Raw genomic sequence first — 19,326 nt, 5'->3', positions numbered from 1 at the left:
GTCGCTGGGGACGCCTGACAGCTATAATCCGCCGCTTTCCTCTCTGCCAAGACCTCTGAGACCATGACTGAGTCCGTTCTTGACTACATGACCCGCCTGGGACGCGCTGCTCGCGAAGCTTCCCGTGTGATCGGCCGTGCCAGCACCGCGCAGAAAAACCGCGCCTTGCAGGCCACTGCAACTGCGCTGGACGCTGCCCGCGACGAGTTGTCCGCCGCCAACGAGCTGGACTTGGCCGCTGGCCGGGCTAATGGCCTTGAGCCGGCGTTGCTTGAGCGTCTCGCCCTGACCCCCGCGCGTATCGACAGCATGATCGTCGGGTTGCGTCAGGTGATGAGTCTGCCGGACCCGATTGGCACCCTGCGCGACATGAATTTCCAGCCTTCCGGCATTCAGGTCGGCAAGATGCGTGTGCCGCTGGGTGTGGTCGGCATCATCTATGAGTCGCGTCCGAACGTGACCATCGATGCCGCCAGTCTGTGCCTCAAGTCTGGCAATGCCACGATCCTGCGCGGCGGCTCCGAAGCCATCCATTCCAACCGTGCCATTGCTGCCTGCATTCAGCGCGGTCTGGCCGAGGCTGGTCTGCCGGCTGCCGTGGTTCAAGTGGTCGAGACCACTGACCGCGCTGCCGTGGGTGCCTTGATCACCATGCCTGAATACGTGGACGTCATCGTTCCGCGTGGCGGCAAAGGGTTGATCGAGCGTGTCAGCCGCGATGCCAGGGTGCCCGTCATCAAGCACCTGGATGGCATCTGCCACATTTATGTCAGTGCTCACGCCGACCTGGCAGCAGCGCAGCGTATCTGCTTGAACGCCAAAACCTATCGTTATGGTATCTGCGGGGCTATGGAAACCCTGTTGGTCGACCAAGCCATCGCCGCGCAATTCCTGCCGCCGATGGCTGCGCAGTTACGCGAAAAAGGCGTCGAGCTACGCGGCTGCGAACGCACCCGCGACCTGATCGATGCCAATCCGGCCACTGAGGACGACTGGCACACCGAATACCTGGCGCCGATTCTCTCGATTCGTATCGTCGACGGCCTGGATCAGGCCATTGAGCACATCAACCATTACGGCTCGCATCACAGCGATGCCATCGTCTCTGATCATTTCGGCGAAACCCGCCGCTTCATGGCCGAAGTCGACTCAAGTTCGGTGATGATCAACGCGCCGACTAGCTTCGCCGATGGATTTGAATACGGTTTGGGTGCGGAGATCGGCATTTCTACTGATAAGATCCACGCCCGCGGTCCGGTGGGTCTCGAAGGTTTGACCTGCGAGAAGTACATCGTGATCGGCGATGGACATCAGTTGCGCGGACAGGAGCCTGTCTGACTTGGCCCAAACCCGACAGCACGCTACCGATGGTGCGGATGCTGTGGTCAGGCCCAAACGCATCGGCATACTGGGCGGAACGTTCGATCCGGTGCATATCGGCCATTTGCGTGGCGCGCTGGAAGTCGCTGCGTTGCTTGAGCTTGATGAGTTGCGCCTGACGCCCAGCGCCAGGCCGCCTCATCGCGATACGCCGCAGGTTTCTGCACAGGACCGTCTGGCGATGGTCGAAAGTGCGGTGGCGGGGGTGTCGCCATTGACGGTGGACGACCGCGAACTGAAGCGCGACAAGCCGTCGTACACCCTCGATACGCTGGAGTCGATGCGCGCCGAACTGGCCGCCGATGACCAGTTGTTCCTGTTGCTGGGGTGGGACGCTTTTTGCGGATTGCCCACCTGGCATCGTTGGGAAGAGTTGCTGGAGCACTGCCATATCGTGGTGCTGCAACGCCCGGACGCCGACAGCGAGTTGCCGGACGCCATGCGCAATTTGCTGGCGGGACGTGCGGTCAGCGATCCGAAGGCCCTCAAGGGGCCGGGCGGAAACATTACATTCGTCTGGCAGACACCGCTTTCGGTGTCTGCCACCCAGATCCGCCAACTGCTGGCCAGCGGGAAGTCGGTACGTTTTCTGGTGCCAGACGCCGTACTGGCCTACATCGAGGCGCACGGACTGTACCGTGCTCCCCAATTGAACTGAATGAGTTTTATATGACCAAGAAAAAACACAGCATATCCGGCGAAGAGCTGGTTGAACTGACCAAGGCCGCGCTGGAAGACGTCAAAGCCCAGGACATCCTGGTGATCGACGTCAAAGATAAGCACAGCCTGACCGACTACATGGTGATCGCCACCGGCACCTCGAACCGCCAGATCAACGCCATGCTCGACAAGGTTCGCGAGAGCGTCAAAGCCAAGGGCGCTCAGCCTTTGGGCGAAGAAGGCAAGGGCGAAAGCGACTGGGTGCTGTTGGACCTGGGCGATGTCATCGTTCACATGATGACCGCCGCAGCCCGTCAGTTCTATGACCTTGAGCGTTTGTGGCAAGGCGCCGAGCAGAGCCGTGCGGCCAGCGCTGCGCACCATACTCCAGGGAACGAATAAGGGCTCATCGTGCGTCTGCGTTTGATTGCCGTTGGTTCGCGTATGCCCAAGTGGGTGGAAGAGGGTTGGCATGAGTATGCCAAGCGTCTGCCATCCGAAATGGCGCTGGAGCTGGTGGAAATATCGCTCAACACCCGTGGCAAGAACGCCGATGTGGCGCGCCTGATTCGTCAGGAAGGCGAGGCCATGCTGGCCAAAGTGCAACCGGGCGAGCGAATTGTCACCCTTGAGGTACACGGCAAACCTTGGAGCACCGAGCAGTTGGCGGTTGAACTCGATCGCTGGCGCCTGGATGCGCGCACGGTGAACCTGATGGTCGGCGGCCCGGAAGGGCTGGCGCCGGAGGTTTGCGCGCGTGCCGAGCAACGCTGGTCGTTATCCCCGTTGACGCTGCCGCATCCGTTGGTGCGCATTCTCATCGGTGAGCAGATTTATCGTGCCTGGACCGTCCTGTCCGGGCACCCTTACCACAAATAGCATTGCCGCCACTCACTGTGAACACGCCCTAAATGTCTCAGCCCATTCGCCTGAAAGATCATGAGAAGGACGCACGCCTGGTGCGCAGCCGAGTCGTGGTCGGCGCAGTGGCGGTGGTCGTTCTGATTTGCGTATTGGTGGCACGGCTGTATTTCCTCCAGGTCATTCAGTACGACTACCACTCCACGCTCTCGGAGAACAACCGGGTTCACGTTCAGCCGATTCCCCCGAGCCGTGGCCTGATCTATGACCGTAACGGCGTGGTCGTTGCGGACAACCGACCGAGTTTCAGCCTGAGCATGACCCGTGAGCGCTCAGGTGATTGGGAGCAAATCCTCGATACCATTGTTGAAGTGCTGGAACTGACGCCGGACGACCGGATTATCTTCGAAAAACGCATGAAGCAGGGGCGACGGCCGTTTGAGCCGGTGCCAATCCTGTTTGAACTGACCGAAGAACAGATCGCCCTCGTGGCAGTCAATCAGTTCCGCTTACCGGGGGTCGAGGTCGTCGCGCAGTTGGTCCGTCACTACCCGCAGGGCGCGCATTTTGCGCATTCAGTCGGGTACATGGGGCGCATCAACGAGAAAGAGCTGAAAACCCTTGATCCGGTGAACTACAGCGGCACTCACCACATTGGCAAGACCGGTATCGAACGCTTCTACGAGCCCCAGTTGCACGGTCAGGTAGGTTACGAAGAAGTCGAAACCAATGCCCGAGGTCGCGTGCTGCGCGTACTCAATCGTACCGATCCTGTGCCCGGCAAAGACATCGTGCTGAGCCTGGATATACAACTGCAAGAGGCTGCCGAAGCCGCGCTGGGCGGACGTCGGGGCGCGGTGGTAGCGCTCGACCCTAACACCGGCGAAGTGCTGGCGATGGTTAGCCAGCCAAGTTTCGATCCCAACCTGTTCGTCACCGGGATCAGCTTCAAGGCCTACGCCGAGCTGCGCGACTCGGTGGATCGCCCGCTGTTTAACCGTATTCTGCGCGGCCTGTATCCGCCGGGTTCGACCATCAAACCGGCCGTGGCGATTGCCGGGCTGGACTCCGGTGTCGTGACCGCCAGCACGCGGGTGTTCGACCCCGGTTACTACATGCTGCCCAACTACGATCACAAATACCGTAACTGGAACCGTACCGGTGACGGCTGGGTCGATCTGGACACCGCGATCATGCGTTCCAACGACACCTATTTTTACGATCTGGCGCACAAAGTCGGCATCGATCGTCTGTCCTCGTACCTGAACAAGTTCGGTATTGGTCAGAAAGTGTCGCTGGATATGTTTGAAGAGTCGCCCGGCCTGATGCCTTCCCGTGACTGGAAACGCGTCACCCGGCGTCAGGCGTGGTTCCCTGGAGAGACACTGATTCTGGGGATCGGCCAGGGCTATATGCAGGCCACACCATTGCAATTGGCGCAGGCCACCGCGCTGGTCGCGAACAAGGGAAAGTGGAACCGTCCGCATCTGGCGAAGACTATCGAAGGGCAGAAACCGGTTGATGACAACCCGATGCCTGATATTGTGCTGCGCGATCCGTCCGACTGGAACAAGGTCAACCACGGCATGCAGCAGGTGATGCACGGCGCACGAGGCACCGCGCGCAAGGCCGCTATCGGCGCGCAGTACCGGATTGCCGGCAAGAGCGGAACTGCTCAGGTGGTCGCGATTCGCCAGGGCGAAAAATACGACCGCAGCAAAATTCAGGAGCGCCATCGTGACCATGCCTTGTTCGTCGGCTTTGCGCCCGCAGACAACCCGAAAATCGTGGTCGCTGTGATGGTCGAGAACGGCGAGTCTGGCTCTGGCGTGGCTGCGCCGGTGGTGCGCCAGGTGATGGATGCATGGCTGCTGGACCCACAAGGTCGTTTGAAACCCGAATACGCCAGTAATACCCAGCCTCCGGAGACTGCGGCCCGTGAAGAGTAATTTCGACCGCATCCTCTCCAGCGAAGACGTGATGCGCCGCCGCGCCACCTTCCTGCAAAAGATCCACATCGACGGCCCGCTGTTGATCCTGCTGCTGACCCTCGCTGCGGGCAGCCTGTTCGTGCTGTATTCGGCCAGTGGCAAAAGCTGGGACCTGCTGATCAAGCAGGCCACCTCGTTTGGTATCGGGCTGGTGTCGATGTTCGTCATCGCCCAGCTCGAACCCCGTTTCATGGCGCGCTGGGTTCCCGCGGCCTACGTGTTGGGCGTGCTGCTGCTGGTCGCGGTGGACGTCATGGGCCACAACGCCATGGGCGCAACACGCTGGATCAACATTCCCGGCGTCATTCGCTTCCAACCGTCGGAATTCATGAAGATCATCATGCCGGCGACCATCGCCTGGTACTTGTCCAAGCGCACGCTGCCGCCGCATTTGAAGCACGTGGCCTTGAGCCTGGGGCTGATCGGTCTGCCGTTCATTCTGATTGTGCGTCAACCTGACCTGGGTACGTCGCTGCTGATTCTGGCGTCCGGGACCTTCGTGCTATTCATGGCCGGGCTGCGCTGGCGCTGGATCATCAGCGTGATCGCGGCAGCAGTTCCGGTCGCAGTGGCGATGTGGTTCTTTTTCATGCATGACTATCAGAAGCAGAGAATCCTGACGTTCCTCGACCCGGAGAGCGATCCGCTGGGTACTGGCTGGAATATCATTCAATCCAAAGCAGCGATTGGTTCCGGTGGGGTGTTCGGCAAGGGGTGGCTACTGGGCACACAGTCGCACCTGGATTTTTTGCCGGAAAGCCACACCGACTTCATCATCGCGGTGCTGGGGGAGGAGTTTGGTCTGGTTGGCATCTGCGCCCTGTTGCTGATCTACCTGTTGTTGATTGGCCGGGGTCTGGTGATCACCGCTCAGGCGCAGACGCTCTACGGCAAACTGCTCGCGGGCAGCCTGACCATGACATTTTTTGTATATGTATTCGTCAACATCGGTATGGTCAGCGGCTTGTTGCCAGTTGTGGGGGTGCCTTTGCCCTTCATTAGCTATGGCGGAACTTCGCTGGTGACGCTGCTGTCAGCGTTTGGGGTTTTGATGTCGATCCATACCCACCGCAAGTGGATCGCTCAGGTTTGACTAAGGTGAACAACTCAATGCAAGTAGTGCGTGGCTGGGCTGCTCGATATGCGCCGCTGGTCGGACTGATGGGCATGCTCGGCACGGTGCAGGAGTCGCTTGCCGGCAGCTATGAAGGCTCGCCTCAGGTTGCCGCATTCGTCGGTGAAATGACCCGCGATTATGGCTTTGCCGGTGAGCAATTGATTGAGGTCTTTCGCGATGTCGAGCGTAAGCAGTCAATCCTCGACGCCATTTCCCGGCCTGCCGAACGGGTGAAGCCGTGGAAAGAATACCGCCCGATGTTCCTCACCGATGCTCGCATCGCACGCGGTGTCGATTTCTGGCGCCAGCACGAAGCAGCGTTGGCTCGTGCCGAACAGGAGTACGGTGTACCGGCTCAGGTGATTGTCGCGATCATCGGCGTTGAGACGTTTTTTGGCCGTAATACCGGTAATTATCGGGTGATCGACGCATTGTCGACGTTGGGTTTCGATTATCCTCCGCGGGCAGAGTTCTTTCGCAAAGAGTTGCGCGAGTTCCTGTTGCTGGCCCGTGAAGAGCAGATCGATCCGCTGACCCTCAAGGGTTCTTACGCCGGGGCGATGGGGTTGCCGCAGTTCATGCCGAGTAGTTTTCGTGCGTATGCCGTGGATTTCGATGGCGACGGGCACATCAATATCTGGAACGACCCCGACGATGCCATCGGCAGCGTTGCCAGTTATTTCAAGCGTCACGGTTGGGTGGCGGGCGAAGGCGTTGTCAGCCTTGCCAGCGTGAGTGGCGAGCGAGTTGACGAAGGTTTGAGTCCGGGGATCGAGCCGGTAAAGACCGTCGGGGAGTTGCGAGCCTTGGGGTGGGCGAGTCATGATGCGCTGCGCGATGATATGCAGGTCACGGCGTTTCGCCTGGACGGCGACAATGGCCCGGAGTATTGGCTGGGTCTAAAGAATTTTTACGCAATCACGCGTTACAACCGCAGCGTGATGTACGCCATGGCCGTGCATCAGCTGTCTGAACGATTGGTTCAAGCTCGGGGCGTCAAGTAATGCGGTCTTTGCCGATTCAACAACCATTGAAGTTGATGGCCTTTGCGGCGCTGACATTGTTCATCGTCAGTTGCTCCAACAGCCCCAGTCGCTCCACGCAGGGCAACATTGTCCGCGCCCAGCCGGGGCTGGACATCAACCGTGCGCATAAAGACGGCGCGCCCTGGTGGGACGTCGATGTCTCACGCATACCGGATGCCGTGCCGACCCTGCACTCCGGGCCATACAAGGCCAACCCCTACACGGTGTTGGGCAAGACCTATTTTCCGCTCAACGATTCAGCGTCTTATGCTGCGACCGGAACGGCTTCCTGGTATGGCACCAAGTTTCACGGCCAGAACACCGCCAACGGCGAAGTGTATGACCTGTATGGTATGAGCGCCGCGCACAAGACCCTGCCGCTGCCCAGCTATGTCCGCGTGACCAACCTGGACAACAACCGCAGCGTGATTCTGCGCGTCAATGACCGTGGCCCGTTCTATTCGGACCGTATCATCGACTTGTCGTATGCGGCAGCCAAGAAGCTGGGCTACGCCGAAATCGGGACCGCACGGGTCAAGGTTGAAGGCATCGATCCGGCTCAATACTGGGCTCAGCGCGGCAAGCCTGCGCCATTGATGCTTGATCAGCCGCAGATTGCCAGTGCGCCCGCGCCCGTGCAGTCGGCCCCTGTGATTACCGCTTCTGCCGGTACGATTGAGCAGTGGACGCCGCCACCGCAGCAGCACGCAGCACCCGTGACGCCGGTTCCGGTGCAGATCGACGCAAAAAAAAACGCTTCAGGACAAGCGTCTGGGCTGTTTCTCCAAGTGGGAGCCTTCGCCAACCCGGACGCTGCGGAGCTGCTGAGGTCGAAACTGAGCGGGATGGTTCGGGCTCCGGTTTTCGTGAGTTCGATAGCGCGCAATCAGCAGACGCTGTACCGCGTCCGGATGGGGCCGGTCGACACGCCGGGTGAAGCGCAACAACTGCAAAACAGCGTAAGGTCGGCCAACCTGGGGCAGCCAAGCGTTGTTACGTCGGATCAGTGATTCGACGCTCGGCAACGAGGTTGAATCGAAGTTGTCTGGCCAATGCCGACTTGCCGACAGAGCAAGCGTTACCAGCAACTGATCACGAACTCACATGGGTGGGTTCGTTTGCCAGGGCAGCCTGGCGCCATAGCTTTGCCCGCAAGGGCATGTTTGCCCATTAGCAATTTCGAGAGACGGATGAACATCACCACCTTTGCAAAACGCCTTTGCCTGCTTATCCCGCTAATCACTGCGCCTGCCGTGTTCGCGGCAGAACAGATGACGCCATCGCCACCGCAATTGGCTGCCAAGGCTTACGTGCTGATGGACGCCAACAGCGGGAATGTTCTGGTTGAAAACAACGGCGACCAACGTCTGCCGCCAGCCAGCCTGACCAAACTGATGACCGCCTATATCGCGACCCTGGAAATTCGTCGTGGCCAGATCGGTGAAAACGATCCTGTGACCATCAGCGAGAACGCCTGGCGCACCGGCGGTTCACGGATGTTCATCAAGGTCGGCAGTCAGGTGACGGTCAGCGATCTGTTGCACGGCATCATCATTCAGTCCGGTAACGACGCCAGCGTCGCGATCTCCGAGCACATCGCCGGCAGTGAAGACGCCTTCGCCGACATGATGAACAAGACCGCGGGTGACCTGGGCATGTCCAACAGTCACTTCATGAACCCGACCGGTCTGCCAAACCCTGATCACTACTCCACAGCCCACGACATGGCGCTGCTGGCGCGCGCGATCATCCATGAAGACCCTGCCCACTATGCGATCTACTCGCAGAAAGAGTTCTTCTGGAATGGCATCAAACAGCCGAACCGCAACCTGCTGTTGTGGCGCGACAAGACCGTTGACGGTCTGAAAACCGGCCACACCGAAGAAGCCGGCTACTGCATGGTGTCTTCGGCTGTTCGTGATGGCATGCGCTTGATCGCAGTGGTCTTTGGTACCAACAGCGAGCAAGCCCGTGCTGCCGAAACCCAGAAGTTGCTGACCTATGGCTTCCGCTTCTTCGAAACCCAGAGCTTCTACCAGAAGGGCACCGAGCTGGCTCAGGCGCCAGTCTGGAAAGGCACCGAGCGTCAAGTCAAAGCCGGTTTGGCTGAAGACCTGACCATGACCATGCCTAAAGGCGAGATGAAAAAGCTGGCGGCCAGCATGTCGATGAACCCACAGCTGGTTGCACCCATCGCCAAAGGCGACGTCATCGGCAAGATTGAAGTGAAGCTCGACGACAAGGTAGTCCATACCGCTAACCTGATTGCACTGGACGCCGTCGAGGAAGGTGGTATTTTCCGTCGCGTGTGGGATAGCATCCGTCTGTTCTTCTACGGCTTGTTCAACTGATCCACCGTTCCTTGTGCCCCTACCGCCTTGTGCGGTGGGGAGCTGTCCGTTTTCTCGGCTTACGAGGCCGTTACTGCCATGACAGATACCGACGTTAAAGCGCCAACAATCGAATTCCCTTGTGCGGACTACCCCATCAAGGTGATCGGCGATACGGGTGTGGGCTTCAAGGACAGGATCATCGAAATCCTTGAAAAACACGCGACTGTCGACCATAAAACCCTGGCTGAGCGCCAAAGCAGCAACGGCAAGTACACCACCGTTCAGTTGCACATCATCGCCACAGGTCAAGACCAGCTCTACGACATCAACAGTGAACTGCGTGCCACAGGTTTTGTGCATATGGTGCTCTGATGAGCGGCAGTCTGGGCGTACGCGACCTTGGATTAGTCGATTACGAGCCTACCTGGCAGGCGATGCGGCGTTTCACCGATGACCGTGATCGCGAGGCTGGCGACGAGGTGTGGTTGGTACAGCATCCTTCAGTCTTCACCCAGGGGCAGTCCGGAAAACCCGAGCATTTATTGCTTCCCGGAAACATTCCGGTGGTTCAGGTCGATCGCGGCGGCCAAGTGACATATCATGGCCCGGGTCAACTGGTGGCCTATCTGATGCTGGATGTACGCCGTCTGGGTTTCGGCGTGCGTGAGCTGGTCACCCGGATCGAGCGCAGCCTCATTGCGCTGCTTGCCAGTTATGGCGTGACGGCAGCGGCGAACGCGGACGCACCGGGGGTTTATGTCGACGGGGCAAAAATTGCCTCCTTAGGCCTTCGTATCCGCAATGGCTGTTCGTTTCATGGATTGGCGCTGAACGTCGACATGGATCTGGAACCGTTTAAGCGGATTAATCCCTGTGGGTATGCGGGGCTGGCAATGACCCAGCTGCGTGATCATGCAGGGCCGATTGAATTTGCCGAGGTTAGTGCCCGGCTGCGTGCGCAGCTCGTCAAACACCTCGACTACGATGAGCAGACGACCCTAACGGGCGGAATCGATAGATATGACTACTGCGCATGACACGGCTGATAGCACCGTGCAAACTCTGATCCCGACAGTCACTTTGAATGCCGGGCGTCCGAAAATGGAAGCTGGCATCAAGCTGCGCGGCGCGGAAAAAGTCGCGCGTATCCCAGTAAAGATTATCCCGACAGTAGACCTGCCGAAAAAACCGGACTGGATTCGTGTGCGTATTCCGGTTTCGCCAGAGGTCGAGCGTGTCAAACAACTGTTGCGCAAACACAAGCTGCACAGCGTCTGTGAAGAAGCTTCTTGTCCGAACCTGGGCGAGTGCTTCTCTGGTGGTACCGCGACCTTCATGATCATGGGCGACATCTGCACCCGTCGTTGCCCGTTTTGCGATGTGGGTCATGGCCGTCCGAAAGCGCTGGATGTCGATGAGCCGAAAAACCTCGCCATCGCCATTGCCGACATGCGCCTCAAGTACGTCGTGATTACCTCGGTTGATCGCGATGACCTGCGTGATGGCGGTGCTCAGCACTTTGCCGACTGCATTCGTGAGATCCGCGCGCTATCGCCAAATGTACAGCTCGAAACCCTGGTTCCGGACTACCGTGGTCGCATGGACGTCGCGCTGGAAATCACCGCTGCTACGCCGCCAGATGTGTTCAACCACAACCTGGAAACCGTGCCCCGCCTGTATAAGGCAGCTCGCCCAGGTTCGGACTACCAATGGTCGCTGACGCTGCTGGAGCGCTTCAAAGAGATGGTGCCTCATGTACCGACCAAATCCGGTTTGATGCTGGGCTTGGGCGAGACCGACGATGAAGTCATCGAAGTCATGAAGCGTATGCGTGAACACAACATCGACATGCTGACGCTGGGTCAATACTTGCAACCTTCGCGCAGCCACTTGCCGGTTGAGCGTTTCGTGCATCCAGACGTCTTTGCCTGGTTCGCCGAAGAAGGTTACAAAATGGGCTTCAAGAACGTCGCTTCCGGCCCGCTGGTGCGTTCCTCGTACCACGCTGACGAACAAGCGAAGCTGGTCAAGTCGCTGCTGACAGCGGGCTGATATAAACCGCTTCTCAGCGCAAAAAAAAGCGGGCCGGATAGAAATATCCGGCCCGTTTTTGTTTATGCGTCTGGGCAAGGTCTGTAGGAGCCAACTTGTTGGCGAGGCGAAAATACGGTATGAGGCCGCTTCGCCAACAAGTTGGCTCCTACAATCAGGTACACCCCGGCCTACGGCTTGCGAAGGTTATCCAGCAGCTCTTGCGTGGGATACCCGTCCGCTGGCCAGCCATAAGACTGTTGAGCGCTGCGGATCGCCTTGCGTGTATTAGTACCGATGATCCCATCTGGGGCGCCAGCGCCGTATTGCCTGGCACTGAGTAGGGTTTGCAACTCAATACGCTCAGATCGGCTCAAAGGGCGGTCACCGCGTGGCCAGTTGCCCATCACGTAACCGCCACCGTTGAATCGCTCGGACAGCAATCCGATTCCTAGCGCATACGACGACGAGTTGTTGTACTTGAGAATGGCTCTGAAGTTATCCATCACCAGAAACGCTGGCCCCTTGTAGCCCGCTGGCAGCAACAATGCGGCTTGTTGTTGCAGCAGGTTGGCAGGCAGTGCCGAGCCGTTGGGCAGTTTCAGGCCCAACTGCTGCCATTCGCTGATGCTCTTGCGGGTTGATGCATCTGCCAACGCGTAGTCAAACCCTTGCGAGAGCTGAACCTCAAACCCCCACGGTTGGCCCTTCTGCCAGCCGGAGCTTTGCAAGTAATGGGCGGTCGAGGCCAAGGCATCGGTCGGGGTGTTCCAGATATCCCGGCGGCCGTCGCCATCGAAGTCCACGGCGTGGGTGTTGTACGTTGTGGGAATGAATTGCGTCTGCCCCATGGCGCCAGCCCACGAACCGAGCATGCTCGGTGCATCGATATCGCCGTGCTGCAAAATCTGCAAAGCGGCGATCAACTGCTCTTGAGCGAATTGCGGGCGGCGGCCTTCATAGGCCAATGTTGCCAGCGAGCGAATCACTGACTGGGTGCCCTGAAACTGCCCAAAGCTGCTTTCCATGCCCCAGACCGCGACCAACGCCTGGCGATCAACACCGTAGCGTTGTTCTATCGCTTGCAGGGCATCGGCGTACTGCACAAGCAAGGCCTGGCCTTTGCGTACTCGCACGGCTGACATCGCACTGTCCAGGTATTCCCAGACCGGGCGACTGAACTCGGGTTGACTGCGGTCGGCCTTGACCACGCTCATGTCAGGCGTCACGCCCGCAAAAGCAACGTCGAAAACCTCAGGCCGAATACCCGCGCCTAGCGCCTGGGCACGGAACGTCGATTGCCACTGGGCAAACGTCATCGACGGTTGGATTTCGAACTGGGTGTCGACAGGTTGAGCAACTGCGCTCGGAGTGATTGGCGGCGTGTTGGCTACTTGAAGAGGTGTGGCAACCGCAGCGGCGGGGTGTTCTGCACAGGCCACCAGTACGAGGAGGCTGGAGGCTGCGATCAGTCGGCGTACATGCCAACGACAGGGAAAACAAAAGGGCATTCTTGGGTCCAGAGCGATAACCGTTAGGTGCAGACCTTAACATGCCTGTCCGCTTGACGGGGCTACTGGAGCCTTAGTGGTCGTTCAAGCAGCCAGAAAGCAAGAAGCCTCCCAGCTTTTAGACTGGAAGGCTTCGCGGCGGTAGCTGCCTTTGCCCTTGGCCGGTTGTTCCTGACGGCTTCGGAACAGCGGTTGGGCAATGATGGATTTGGCTTTGTTCGGCCGTTTTTTCGGCTTGCTCATGGCAGGTGCTCTCTGTGGTGGTTGATCAAGCGGGGGGATGATCGGACAGATGGGCGAGGGTGTCCAATTGAGGTGTGCTATCGCGGATTAGCACGAGGCTATCTCGTCTCTGTAGGAGCGAATTCATTCGCGAGAAGGCCGCACAGGAGATAAAAATATGTCGACTGTACCGGCCTCTCGCGAATCAATTCGCTCCTACGAGTATGCCTTATGCGCTTGCAAAGGCTTATTCAGGCGGCAATGCAAATCGCTGGCCGGCCATCAGCAAGGATAATCGGCTCAAGCTGCTCCACACCGATCCGGCTGCCTGCCCCTTGATCTGCGCATCGATGTGCTGCGCATCCATCAGCAACTGACCCCAACGACTGGCTGAATGTCGCTGCAAGGCTTTGCTCATCAGAGGTTTTCGCTTGTCCCAGATCGGTGGGCGAGCCTGACTGAAGGCTTTATCCAGCGGTATTCCCTGGCTGTACAGTTGCGCCAGGTTAGCCAGCACGCGCAACTCACGGGAAAGCGCCCAGAGAATCACTGGCGGTTCAACGCCTTCGCCCCGCAGCCCTTCAAGCATGCGCAGCGCGTGAGCGGCTTCGCCGTTGAGAATTGCATCGGTCAGCCCAAACACGTCGAACCGCGCACTGTCGGCGACCGCTGCTTGCACCGTCTCGACCGTGATCTGACCTTCTTCGGCCATCAGCTTGAGTTTTTCGATTTCCTGGGCTGCGGCCAGCAGGTTACCTTCGACACGGGCGGCAATCAGTTCGACCGCGTCCTGCGTCGCAGACAAGCCGGCCTGTGACAGGCGTTGGCGAATCCATTGCGGCAACTGACTGGCATCGACCGGCCAGATCTGCACGAACTGAGTCTGTGGCCCTTCGACCAGCGCCTTGCCCCATTTGGTCTTCTGCGTGTTGCCGTCGAGCTTGGGCAGGCTGATCAGCAGCAAGGTGTCTTCGGCAGGACGAGCGCAGTATTCGAGTAGCGCCGCCGCGCCCTTGTCGCCAGGCTTGCCGGAAGGCAAACGCAACTCAAGCAGCCGACGCTCGGCGAACAACGACATGCTGGCACCGGCTTGCAGCAACGTGCCCCAATCGAAACTGGAGTCGGCGCTGAACACTTGGCGTTCATCAAAGCCTTGCTGGCGGGCCGAGGCGCGGATGGCATCACACGCTTCCTGGCATTGCAATGGATCGTCGCCGCTGACCACATAGATGGGCGCCAGCGTACCTTGAAGGTGTTTGCTGAGTTGGGCAGGGGCAAGTTTCATCGGTCAGAGAGGATCGGGGCCGGTGTACCAGCCCCGAAGCCTTTACCTGGACGGGATTTCGATAGGCGATTGCTGAGGCGTCTCGTCCCGAACCCGTTGTGCTGCGGCTTCTGCTTCGGCCTGAGCCTTGGCGGCTGCGTCGGCTTTGGCTTGCAGTTCGTCCAGGTGCTCAGGGGTCAACTGTTGCAGGCGAGCCATCAACTTCTGCACCACATCGCTGCGCATTTCCTTGCGGATCTGCTCGGCTTCCTGATCGGAACCAATCAAGTTGTTGCCGTCGTGTACAAAGGTTTTTTGCGACTGAACGCTGTCGTCGAGCAGCAATACATCCTTGATGCCATGGATTTCATATTTCACAACGTTGGTCAGCTCGTACTCAGCAGAACGTCCGGCACCTGCATAGCTGGCGGCACGCTGGGTCTCGTCTTCTCGGGCCAGCACCAATTTGTACGGTGCGCCGGTGTAGACGTGTACGCCGCTGTTTTTCAGCGTTTGAGTCAGTTGGACAACGACATCGCCGTAGAGGTTACGTGCGCTGACGTCCAGCTCCTTGAGTTGCAGCGCAGTGGTGCCGGTACCACGCAGCTGGAAACCGCAGGCGCTCAGCAATACGGCGAGGCCCATAACCAGCAGATTGCGTTTGATCATCTTGTTGCTCCCCTTGAATCCGTTTGGGCCGACAGTGGCGACCCTGGAAGTATTTTCAGCGCCCGCGATAGGCGAGCGCTCGATCCAATCAGCTGGCGACGATGTTCACCAGTTTGCCCGGCACGACGATCACTTTGCGGATCGTCAGGCCGTCGATGAAGCGCAGCACGTTTTCGTTGACCCGTGCAGCGGCTTCGATGTCCTCGCGGCTGGCGCTGGCAGGCATGTCGATGTGCCCGCGCAGCTTGCCGTTGACCTGAATCACCAGTTGCAGGGTGTCCTGTACCAGCGCCGACTCATCGACCACCGGCCAGCCGGCATTGATGATCGGGGCCTGGTGACCCAGCGCGCCCCACAGTGCGTGGCTGATGTGCGGGGTGATCGGAGCCAGCAGCAGTGCCACCGTCTCCAGGCCCTCCTGCAACAGCGCGCGATCCTGGGCGGTTGCTTGCGGCGCTTTTTCCAGCACATTCATTAGCGTCATGACCTGCGCGATGGCAGTGTTGAATTTATGATGCTGCCCCACATCCTGGCCGGCTTGTTTGATTGCCAGGTGAATCGAGCGGCGAACAGCCTTCTGCTCGTCGTTCAGTGCGGTCTTGTCCAGTGTGCCCGGCAGACCGGCACTGACGTGGGTCTGGGACAGGCGCCAGACGCGGCGCAGGAAGCGGTGCGAACCTTCGACGCCGGAGTCGGACCATTCCAGGCTCATGTCAGGCGGCGAGGCGAACATCATGAACAGGCGACAGGTATCGGCACCGTACTGGTCGATCATCGATTGCGGATCGACGCCGTTGTTCTTGGATTTCGCCATTTTTTCGATGCCGCCGATCTCGACGGGCAGGCCGTCGGCAATCAGTTTGGCACCGATGATCTTGGCCTTGCTGTCGCGTTCGAACTCGACATCGGCCGGGTTGAACCAGGTCTTGCTGCCGTTGGCTTCCAGACGATAGAACGTCTCGGCCACCACCATGCCCTGAGTCAGCAGGTTCTTGAACGGCTCATTGGAACTGACCAAGCCTTCGTCGCGCATCAGTTTGTGGAAGAAGCGCGCATACAGCAGGTGCAGGATCGCGTGTTCGATACCGCCGATGTATTGGTCGACCGGCAGCCAGTGGTTGGCCGCTTTTGGATCGACCATGCCGCCTTCGTAGTTAGGCGAGGCGTAGCGGGCGAAATACCACGAGGACTCAACGAAGGTGTCCATGGTGTCGGTTTCGCGCTTGGCCGGTGCGCCGCATTTGGGGCAGACGCACTCGTAGAATTCAGGCATGCGCGCCAAGGGTGACCCTGCGCCATCGGGCACGACGTTCTCTGGCAGGATGACCGGCAGTTGGTCTTCCGGGACAGGGACATCGCCACAGGTGTCGCAATGCACGATTGGGATCGGGCAACCCCAGTAACGCTGACGGCTGATGCCCCAGTCGCGCAGGCGGAATTGAGTACGGGATTTACCGAGGTCTTTCTTGATCAGCGCGACTTCCATGGCGTCGAACGCACCCGGGAAGTCCAGGCCGTCGAATTCGCCAGAATTGATCAACTGACCATGTTCGTTATAAGCGTCCTGCCATGGCGCGGGTGTTTCATCGCCCGCGCTGGTGCGCACTACCGGTTTGATTGGCAGGTTGTACTTGAGCGCGAACTCGAAATCACGCTCGTCGTGCGCTGGCACCGCCATGACCGCGCCATCGCCGTAGTGCATCAACACGTAGTTGGCGACCCATACCGGCAGTTTTTCGCCGGTCAGTGGGTGCTCGACAAACAACGGAGTCGGCAGGCCTTTCTTTTCCTGGGTGGCGACGTCGGCTTCGGCGACGCTGCCGCTTTTGCATTCGTGGATGAACGCTTGCAGCTCGGCGGCCTTGTCCGCGGCCATGCTTTTAAGGGCCAGGGACGCGAGCGGGTGCTCGGCTGCCACCGCCACGTAGGTCGCGCCCATCAGGGTGTCCGGACGGGTGGTGAAGACTTTCAGGGTGCCCGCTTCGCCGATGGATGCCTGGTCATACGGGAACTGCACTTCCATGCCACGAGATTTGCCGATCCAGTTGCGCTGCATGGTCTTGACCTGCTCGGGCCAGCCCGGCAGCTCGTCAAGACTCTCCAGTAGCTCATCCGCGTAAGCGGTGATCTTGAAGTAGTACATCGGGATTTCGCGTTTTTCGATCACCGCGCCGGAACGCCAGCCGCGACCGTCGATCACTTGCTCGTTGGCGAGCACTGTCTGGTCAACCGGGTCCCAGTTGACGGTGCCGTTCTTGCGGTAGATCACGCCTTTTTCGAACAGGCGAGTGAACAGCCATTGTTCCCAGCGGTAGTAATCGGGCTTACAGGTGGTGACTTCGCGCGACCAGTCAATCGCCAGACCCAGGCTCTTGAGCTGGTTCTTCATGTAGGCGATGTTTTCGTAGGTCCATTTGGCCGGTGCGACGTTGTTTTTCATCGCGGCGTTTTCGGCCGGCATGCCAAACGCGTCCCAACCCATCGGCTGTAGGACGTTTTTGCCTTGCATACGCTGGTAGCGAGCGATCACGTCACCGATGGTGTAGTTGCGCACATGACCCATGTGTAGCTTGCCGCTGGGGTAAGGAAACATCGACAGGCAGTAGTACGTTTCCTTGCCTGGCTGTTCGCTGACTTCAAAAGACTTTTGCTCGTCCCAGAAGGTTTGGGCGGCGGCTTCGATTTCACGGGGCTGATAGAGTTCGTGCATGGCTACTTTTTAACTGAGATTGGTGACCCTTGACCGCTTCGCTGCATCGCCGAGTCTGAAGGGCTTCGCTTGCCGGGTTGTTGCCGGGGCCGCGCGATGCGTTCGTGCTCGGGTGAGCGCAAGTGGAATTACAGGAAGCGCCGTAGCATACATGAGGCCTGACTATCGAGGGAAACCCTGATTGCTCCCGCCCGCCCACTCTGCCGCCGTTTGTCGCGGCAACGCGCTGGTTTTTGCAGCCCCGCTAAGCTGACTGACGAGGGTATGAGTTTATCTTCAGTGAGGTGAGCGGATGACAGAGTTGCGGCACACGGTAACAAAACCTGATTTGTACGAGCGTTTGATCGATCGTCTGGGGCTTGCCCTGGAGATAGCGAGAACAGCAGTTCGGCTTGGTAACGAACACCCTGCGGAACTGGAATTACGTGGGCTGAGCTACGCCGAGTTTCAGTTGATTGAGGCGTATCTGGACAGAAACGAAGTCGCGGTTGAGGATGCAGCGAAAACATGGAAGAGCAATGCCAGCACCTCTCGGCAGCTCGCCGATTCGGTACTGGTGCCGCGTCCATTAGCCAAGGTGATCTGGCTGAAAGACCAGAAACGCGCGAGCGTATCGTCGAAGTTGAGTCGTTACAGTTCCAGTAAGCACTTCAAGCGTTAACGTTGCGGGCGTTACGCCTGCCTTTTTAAGCATTGTTGCTTAGCGTCAATCCTTTTAGGCTTCGGGCATCTGTTGGAGATGTCCGATGCCTTTTCGCTATTTCATCAAGACCTTGCTGTTGCCCCCCGGCCTTTTTCTGCTGCTGATTCTGCTGGCCTGCGCGCTGCGGCGCTCGCGGCCGCGTTTGGCCGTTGCATGCTTCGTACTCGGGCTGGGTGGGCTGTGGGCGATCAGCATGCCGATTTTCGTCGAGTGGTCAGCGCGGCGCATTGAGCGCGTCGCGCCGCTGGCGCAAAGCGATTGGACGACGCTGGCACAGCGGGCAGATGCCATCGTGATTCTCGGTTCCGGACGCGAGCGCAACGATCCGAGTTGGGGGGGCGATATTCCGACAGGTGTGGCGCTTGAACGGATGCGCTACGCGGCGCGGATGTCGAAGGCTTCCGGTTTGCCAATCCTGACCACCGGCGGCCTGCATTATGGAGAACCGCCCAGCGAGGCAGCGATTATGGCCGAATCCCTGCAGAACGATTTCGGCGTGACTGTTCGCTGGCAGGAACAGGCGAGCCGAACCACCTGGGAAAACGCGACGATGACCGCAGCAATGTTGCAGCCGCAAGGGATCAAGCGTGTGGTGGTGGTGACGCAGGCCTGGCACATGCCGCGTGCGGTATGGAGTTTCGAGAAAGCAGGTTTTACCGTGATCGCAGCGCCGGTCGGTTTTTTAGGCGTCGATAACGCCCGACCGTTTGGCGGCTGGCTACCTGAAGGGAAGGCGATGACCCAGAGCGGGCAACTGTTGAATGAGGCAGCGGGGTTGTTGGTGTATCCATTGGTTTATCGGTAGATAAGGGCCGTATCGGAGGATGCTTACCTGAGGCGTTATCGCAA

General features: G+C 59.0%; 19 protein-coding genes. 14 read left to right on the top strand and 5 right to left on the bottom strand.

The window, feature by feature from the left end; all coding sequences use genetic code 11:
* Positions 1 to 63 precede the first annotated feature (63 nt).
* From VGC62_RS15710 to lipA, 12 genes are all read left to right on the top strand, one after another.
* Positions 64 to 1,338, top strand: a complete 1,275-nt coding sequence (locus VGC62_RS15710) for a glutamate-5-semialdehyde dehydrogenase (RefSeq protein WP_331187997.1) — start codon at positions 64 to 66, stop codon at positions 1,336 to 1,338.
* A complete protein-coding gene (nadD, locus tag VGC62_RS15705) occupies positions 1,304 to 2,038 on the top strand; it encodes a nicotinate-nucleotide adenylyltransferase (protein ID WP_414705809.1) in 735 nt (244 codons plus the stop codon). The genes VGC62_RS15710 and nadD overlap by 35 nt, the downstream gene beginning before the upstream one ends.
* 11 nt (positions 2,039 to 2,049) lie before the next feature.
* Entirely contained in the window at positions 2,050 to 2,442 is a 393-nt protein-coding gene (rsfS, locus tag VGC62_RS15700) for a ribosome silencing factor (RefSeq protein ID WP_331187996.1), read from the top strand.
* Positions 2,443 to 2,451: 9 nt separating this feature from the next.
* Positions 2,452 to 2,919: a 23S rRNA (pseudouridine(1915)-N(3))-methyltransferase RlmH gene (rlmH, locus tag VGC62_RS15695; protein WP_331187995.1), complete on the top strand. Its 468-nt coding sequence runs from the start codon at positions 2,452 to 2,454 to the stop codon at positions 2,917 to 2,919.
* 32 nt (positions 2,920 to 2,951) lie between these two features.
* Positions 2,952 to 4,850 carry a penicillin-binding protein 2 gene (gene mrdA / locus VGC62_RS15690; RefSeq protein WP_331187994.1) on the top strand — a complete coding sequence of 633 codons (1,899 nt, stop codon included), beginning with the start codon at positions 2,952 to 2,954 and terminating at the stop codon, positions 4,848 to 4,850.
* A gap of 31 nt (positions 4,851 to 4,881) precedes the next feature.
* Positions 4,882 to 5,985 (top strand): rod shape-determining protein RodA, encoded by a 1,104-nt coding sequence (rodA, locus tag VGC62_RS15685; RefSeq protein WP_331188016.1) that lies wholly within the window; start codon positions 4,882 to 4,884, stop codon positions 5,983 to 5,985.
* Positions 5,986 to 6,002: 17 nt separating this feature from the next.
* The gene (gene mltB, locus VGC62_RS15680) at positions 6,003 to 7,013 is read left to right on the top strand and encodes a lytic murein transglycosylase B (RefSeq protein WP_331187993.1); all 1,011 of its coding nucleotides are present in this window, start codon (positions 6,003 to 6,005) and stop codon (positions 7,011 to 7,013) included.
* Positions 7,013 to 8,044, top strand: a complete 1,032-nt coding sequence (locus tag VGC62_RS15675; protein WP_331187992.1) for a septal ring lytic transglycosylase RlpA family protein — start codon at positions 7,013 to 7,015, stop codon at positions 8,042 to 8,044. Before mltB ends, VGC62_RS15675 begins: the two co-directional genes overlap by 1 nt.
* A gap of 180 nt (positions 8,045 to 8,224) precedes the next feature.
* A complete protein-coding gene (locus VGC62_RS15670; RefSeq protein ID WP_331187991.1) occupies positions 8,225 to 9,385 on the top strand; it encodes a D-alanyl-D-alanine carboxypeptidase family protein in 1,161 nt (386 codons plus the stop codon).
* Positions 9,386 to 9,463: 78 nt separating this feature from the next.
* Positions 9,464 to 9,739: a DUF493 domain-containing protein gene (locus VGC62_RS15665; protein WP_331187990.1), complete on the top strand. Its 276-nt coding sequence runs from the start codon at positions 9,464 to 9,466 to the stop codon at positions 9,737 to 9,739.
* The gene (lipB, locus tag VGC62_RS15660) at positions 9,739 to 10,404 is read left to right on the top strand and encodes a lipoyl(octanoyl) transferase LipB (protein ID WP_331187989.1); all 666 of its coding nucleotides are present in this window, start codon (positions 9,739 to 9,741) and stop codon (positions 10,402 to 10,404) included. Before VGC62_RS15665 ends, lipB begins: the two co-directional genes overlap by 1 nt.
* 64 nt (positions 10,405 to 10,468) lie before the next feature.
* The gene (lipA, locus tag VGC62_RS15655) at positions 10,469 to 11,419 is read left to right on the top strand and encodes a lipoyl synthase (protein WP_331188015.1); all 951 of its coding nucleotides are present in this window, start codon (positions 10,469 to 10,471) and stop codon (positions 11,417 to 11,419) included.
* Between the two features lie 170 nt (positions 11,420 to 11,589).
* On the opposite strand, the gene VGC62_RS15650 is transcribed toward lipA, so the two are convergent.
* From VGC62_RS15650 to leuS, 5 genes are all read right to left on the bottom strand, one after another.
* On the bottom strand, positions 11,590 to 12,909 hold the full coding sequence (locus tag VGC62_RS15650) for a lytic murein transglycosylase (protein WP_331187988.1): 1,320 nt from the start codon (positions 12,907 to 12,909) through the stop codon (positions 11,590 to 11,592).
* 84 nt (positions 12,910 to 12,993) lie between these two features.
* Positions 12,994 to 13,152, bottom strand: a complete 159-nt coding sequence (gene arfA / locus VGC62_RS15645) for an alternative ribosome rescue factor ArfA (protein ID WP_331187987.1) — start codon at positions 13,150 to 13,152, stop codon at positions 12,994 to 12,996.
* Positions 13,153 to 13,378: 226 nt separating this feature from the next.
* Positions 13,379 to 14,416 carry a DNA polymerase III subunit delta gene (gene holA / locus VGC62_RS15640; protein ID WP_331187986.1) on the bottom strand — a complete coding sequence of 346 codons (1,038 nt, stop codon included), beginning with the start codon at positions 14,414 to 14,416 and terminating at the stop codon, positions 13,379 to 13,381.
* 42 nt (positions 14,417 to 14,458) lie between these two features.
* Entirely contained in the window at positions 14,459 to 15,064 is a 606-nt protein-coding gene (gene lptE, locus VGC62_RS15635) for an LPS assembly lipoprotein LptE (protein WP_331187985.1), read from the bottom strand.
* Between the two features lie 88 nt (positions 15,065 to 15,152).
* A complete protein-coding gene (leuS, locus tag VGC62_RS15630; protein ID WP_331187984.1) occupies positions 15,153 to 17,774 on the bottom strand; it encodes a leucine--tRNA ligase in 2,622 nt (873 codons plus the stop codon).
* A 292-nt stretch (positions 17,775 to 18,066) separates the two neighbouring features.
* Between leuS and VGC62_RS15625 the strand changes: the two genes are divergently transcribed.
* Positions 18,067 to 18,435 (top strand): hypothetical protein, encoded by a 369-nt coding sequence (locus VGC62_RS15625; protein WP_331187983.1) that lies wholly within the window; start codon positions 18,067 to 18,069, stop codon positions 18,433 to 18,435.
* 85 nt (positions 18,436 to 18,520) lie between these two features.
* Positions 18,521 to 19,282 (top strand): YdcF family protein, encoded by a 762-nt coding sequence (locus tag VGC62_RS15620; RefSeq protein WP_331187982.1) that lies wholly within the window; start codon positions 18,521 to 18,523, stop codon positions 19,280 to 19,282.
* The last annotated feature ends 44 nt before the right edge of the window (positions 19,283 to 19,326 follow it).

It is taken from the genome of Pseudomonas sp. (genome assembly GCF_036404235.1).
GTDB lineage: Bacteria > Pseudomonadota > Gammaproteobacteria > Pseudomonadales > Pseudomonadaceae > Aquipseudomonas.
This window is presented reverse-complemented; position numbering and strand designations above follow the sequence as displayed.

Coding starts and splice junctions, on each gene's coding strand:
- lipB (WP_331187989.1), top strand. CDS start 9,739: ATGAGCGGCAGTCTGGGCGTACGCGACCTTGGATTAGTCGATTACGAG.
- VGC62_RS15670 (WP_331187991.1), top strand. CDS start 8,225: ATGAACATCACCACCTTTGCAAAACGCCTTTGCCTGCTTATCCCGCTA.
- VGC62_RS15625 (WP_331187983.1), top strand. CDS start 18,067: ATGACAGAGTTGCGGCACACGGTAACAAAACCTGATTTGTACGAGCGT.
- lipA (WP_331188015.1), top strand. CDS start 10,469: ATGGAAGCTGGCATCAAGCTGCGCGGCGCGGAAAAAGTCGCGCGTATC.
- nadD (WP_414705809.1), top strand. CDS start 1,304: ATGGACATCAGTTGCGCGGACAGGAGCCTGTCTGACTTGGCCCAAACC.
- VGC62_RS15675 (WP_331187992.1), top strand. CDS start 7,013: ATGCGGTCTTTGCCGATTCAACAACCATTGAAGTTGATGGCCTTTGCG.
- VGC62_RS15665 (WP_331187990.1), top strand. CDS start 9,464: ATGACAGATACCGACGTTAAAGCGCCAACAATCGAATTCCCTTGTGCG.
- mltB (WP_331187993.1), top strand. CDS start 6,003: ATGCAAGTAGTGCGTGGCTGGGCTGCTCGATATGCGCCGCTGGTCGGA.
- holA (WP_331187986.1), bottom strand. CDS start 14,416: ATGAAACTTGCCCCTGCCCAACTCAGCAAACACCTTCAAGGTACGCTG.
- VGC62_RS15710 (WP_331187997.1), top strand. CDS start 64: ATGACTGAGTCCGTTCTTGACTACATGACCCGCCTGGGACGCGCTGCT.
- VGC62_RS15620 (WP_331187982.1), top strand. CDS start 18,521: ATGCCTTTTCGCTATTTCATCAAGACCTTGCTGTTGCCCCCCGGCCTT.
- arfA (WP_331187987.1), bottom strand. CDS start 13,152: ATGAGCAAGCCGAAAAAACGGCCGAACAAAGCCAAATCCATCATTGCC.
- mrdA (WP_331187994.1), top strand. CDS start 2,952: ATGTCTCAGCCCATTCGCCTGAAAGATCATGAGAAGGACGCACGCCTG.
- VGC62_RS15650 (WP_331187988.1), bottom strand. CDS start 12,909: ATGCCCTTTTGTTTTCCCTGTCGTTGGCATGTACGCCGACTGATCGCA.
- lptE (WP_331187985.1), bottom strand. CDS start 15,064: ATGATCAAACGCAATCTGCTGGTTATGGGCCTCGCCGTATTGCTGAGC.
- rodA (WP_331188016.1), top strand. CDS start 4,882: ATGCGCCGCCGCGCCACCTTCCTGCAAAAGATCCACATCGACGGCCCG.
- rsfS (WP_331187996.1), top strand. CDS start 2,050: ATGACCAAGAAAAAACACAGCATATCCGGCGAAGAGCTGGTTGAACTG.
- leuS (WP_331187984.1), bottom strand. CDS start 17,774: ATGCACGAACTCTATCAGCCCCGTGAAATCGAAGCCGCCGCCCAAACC.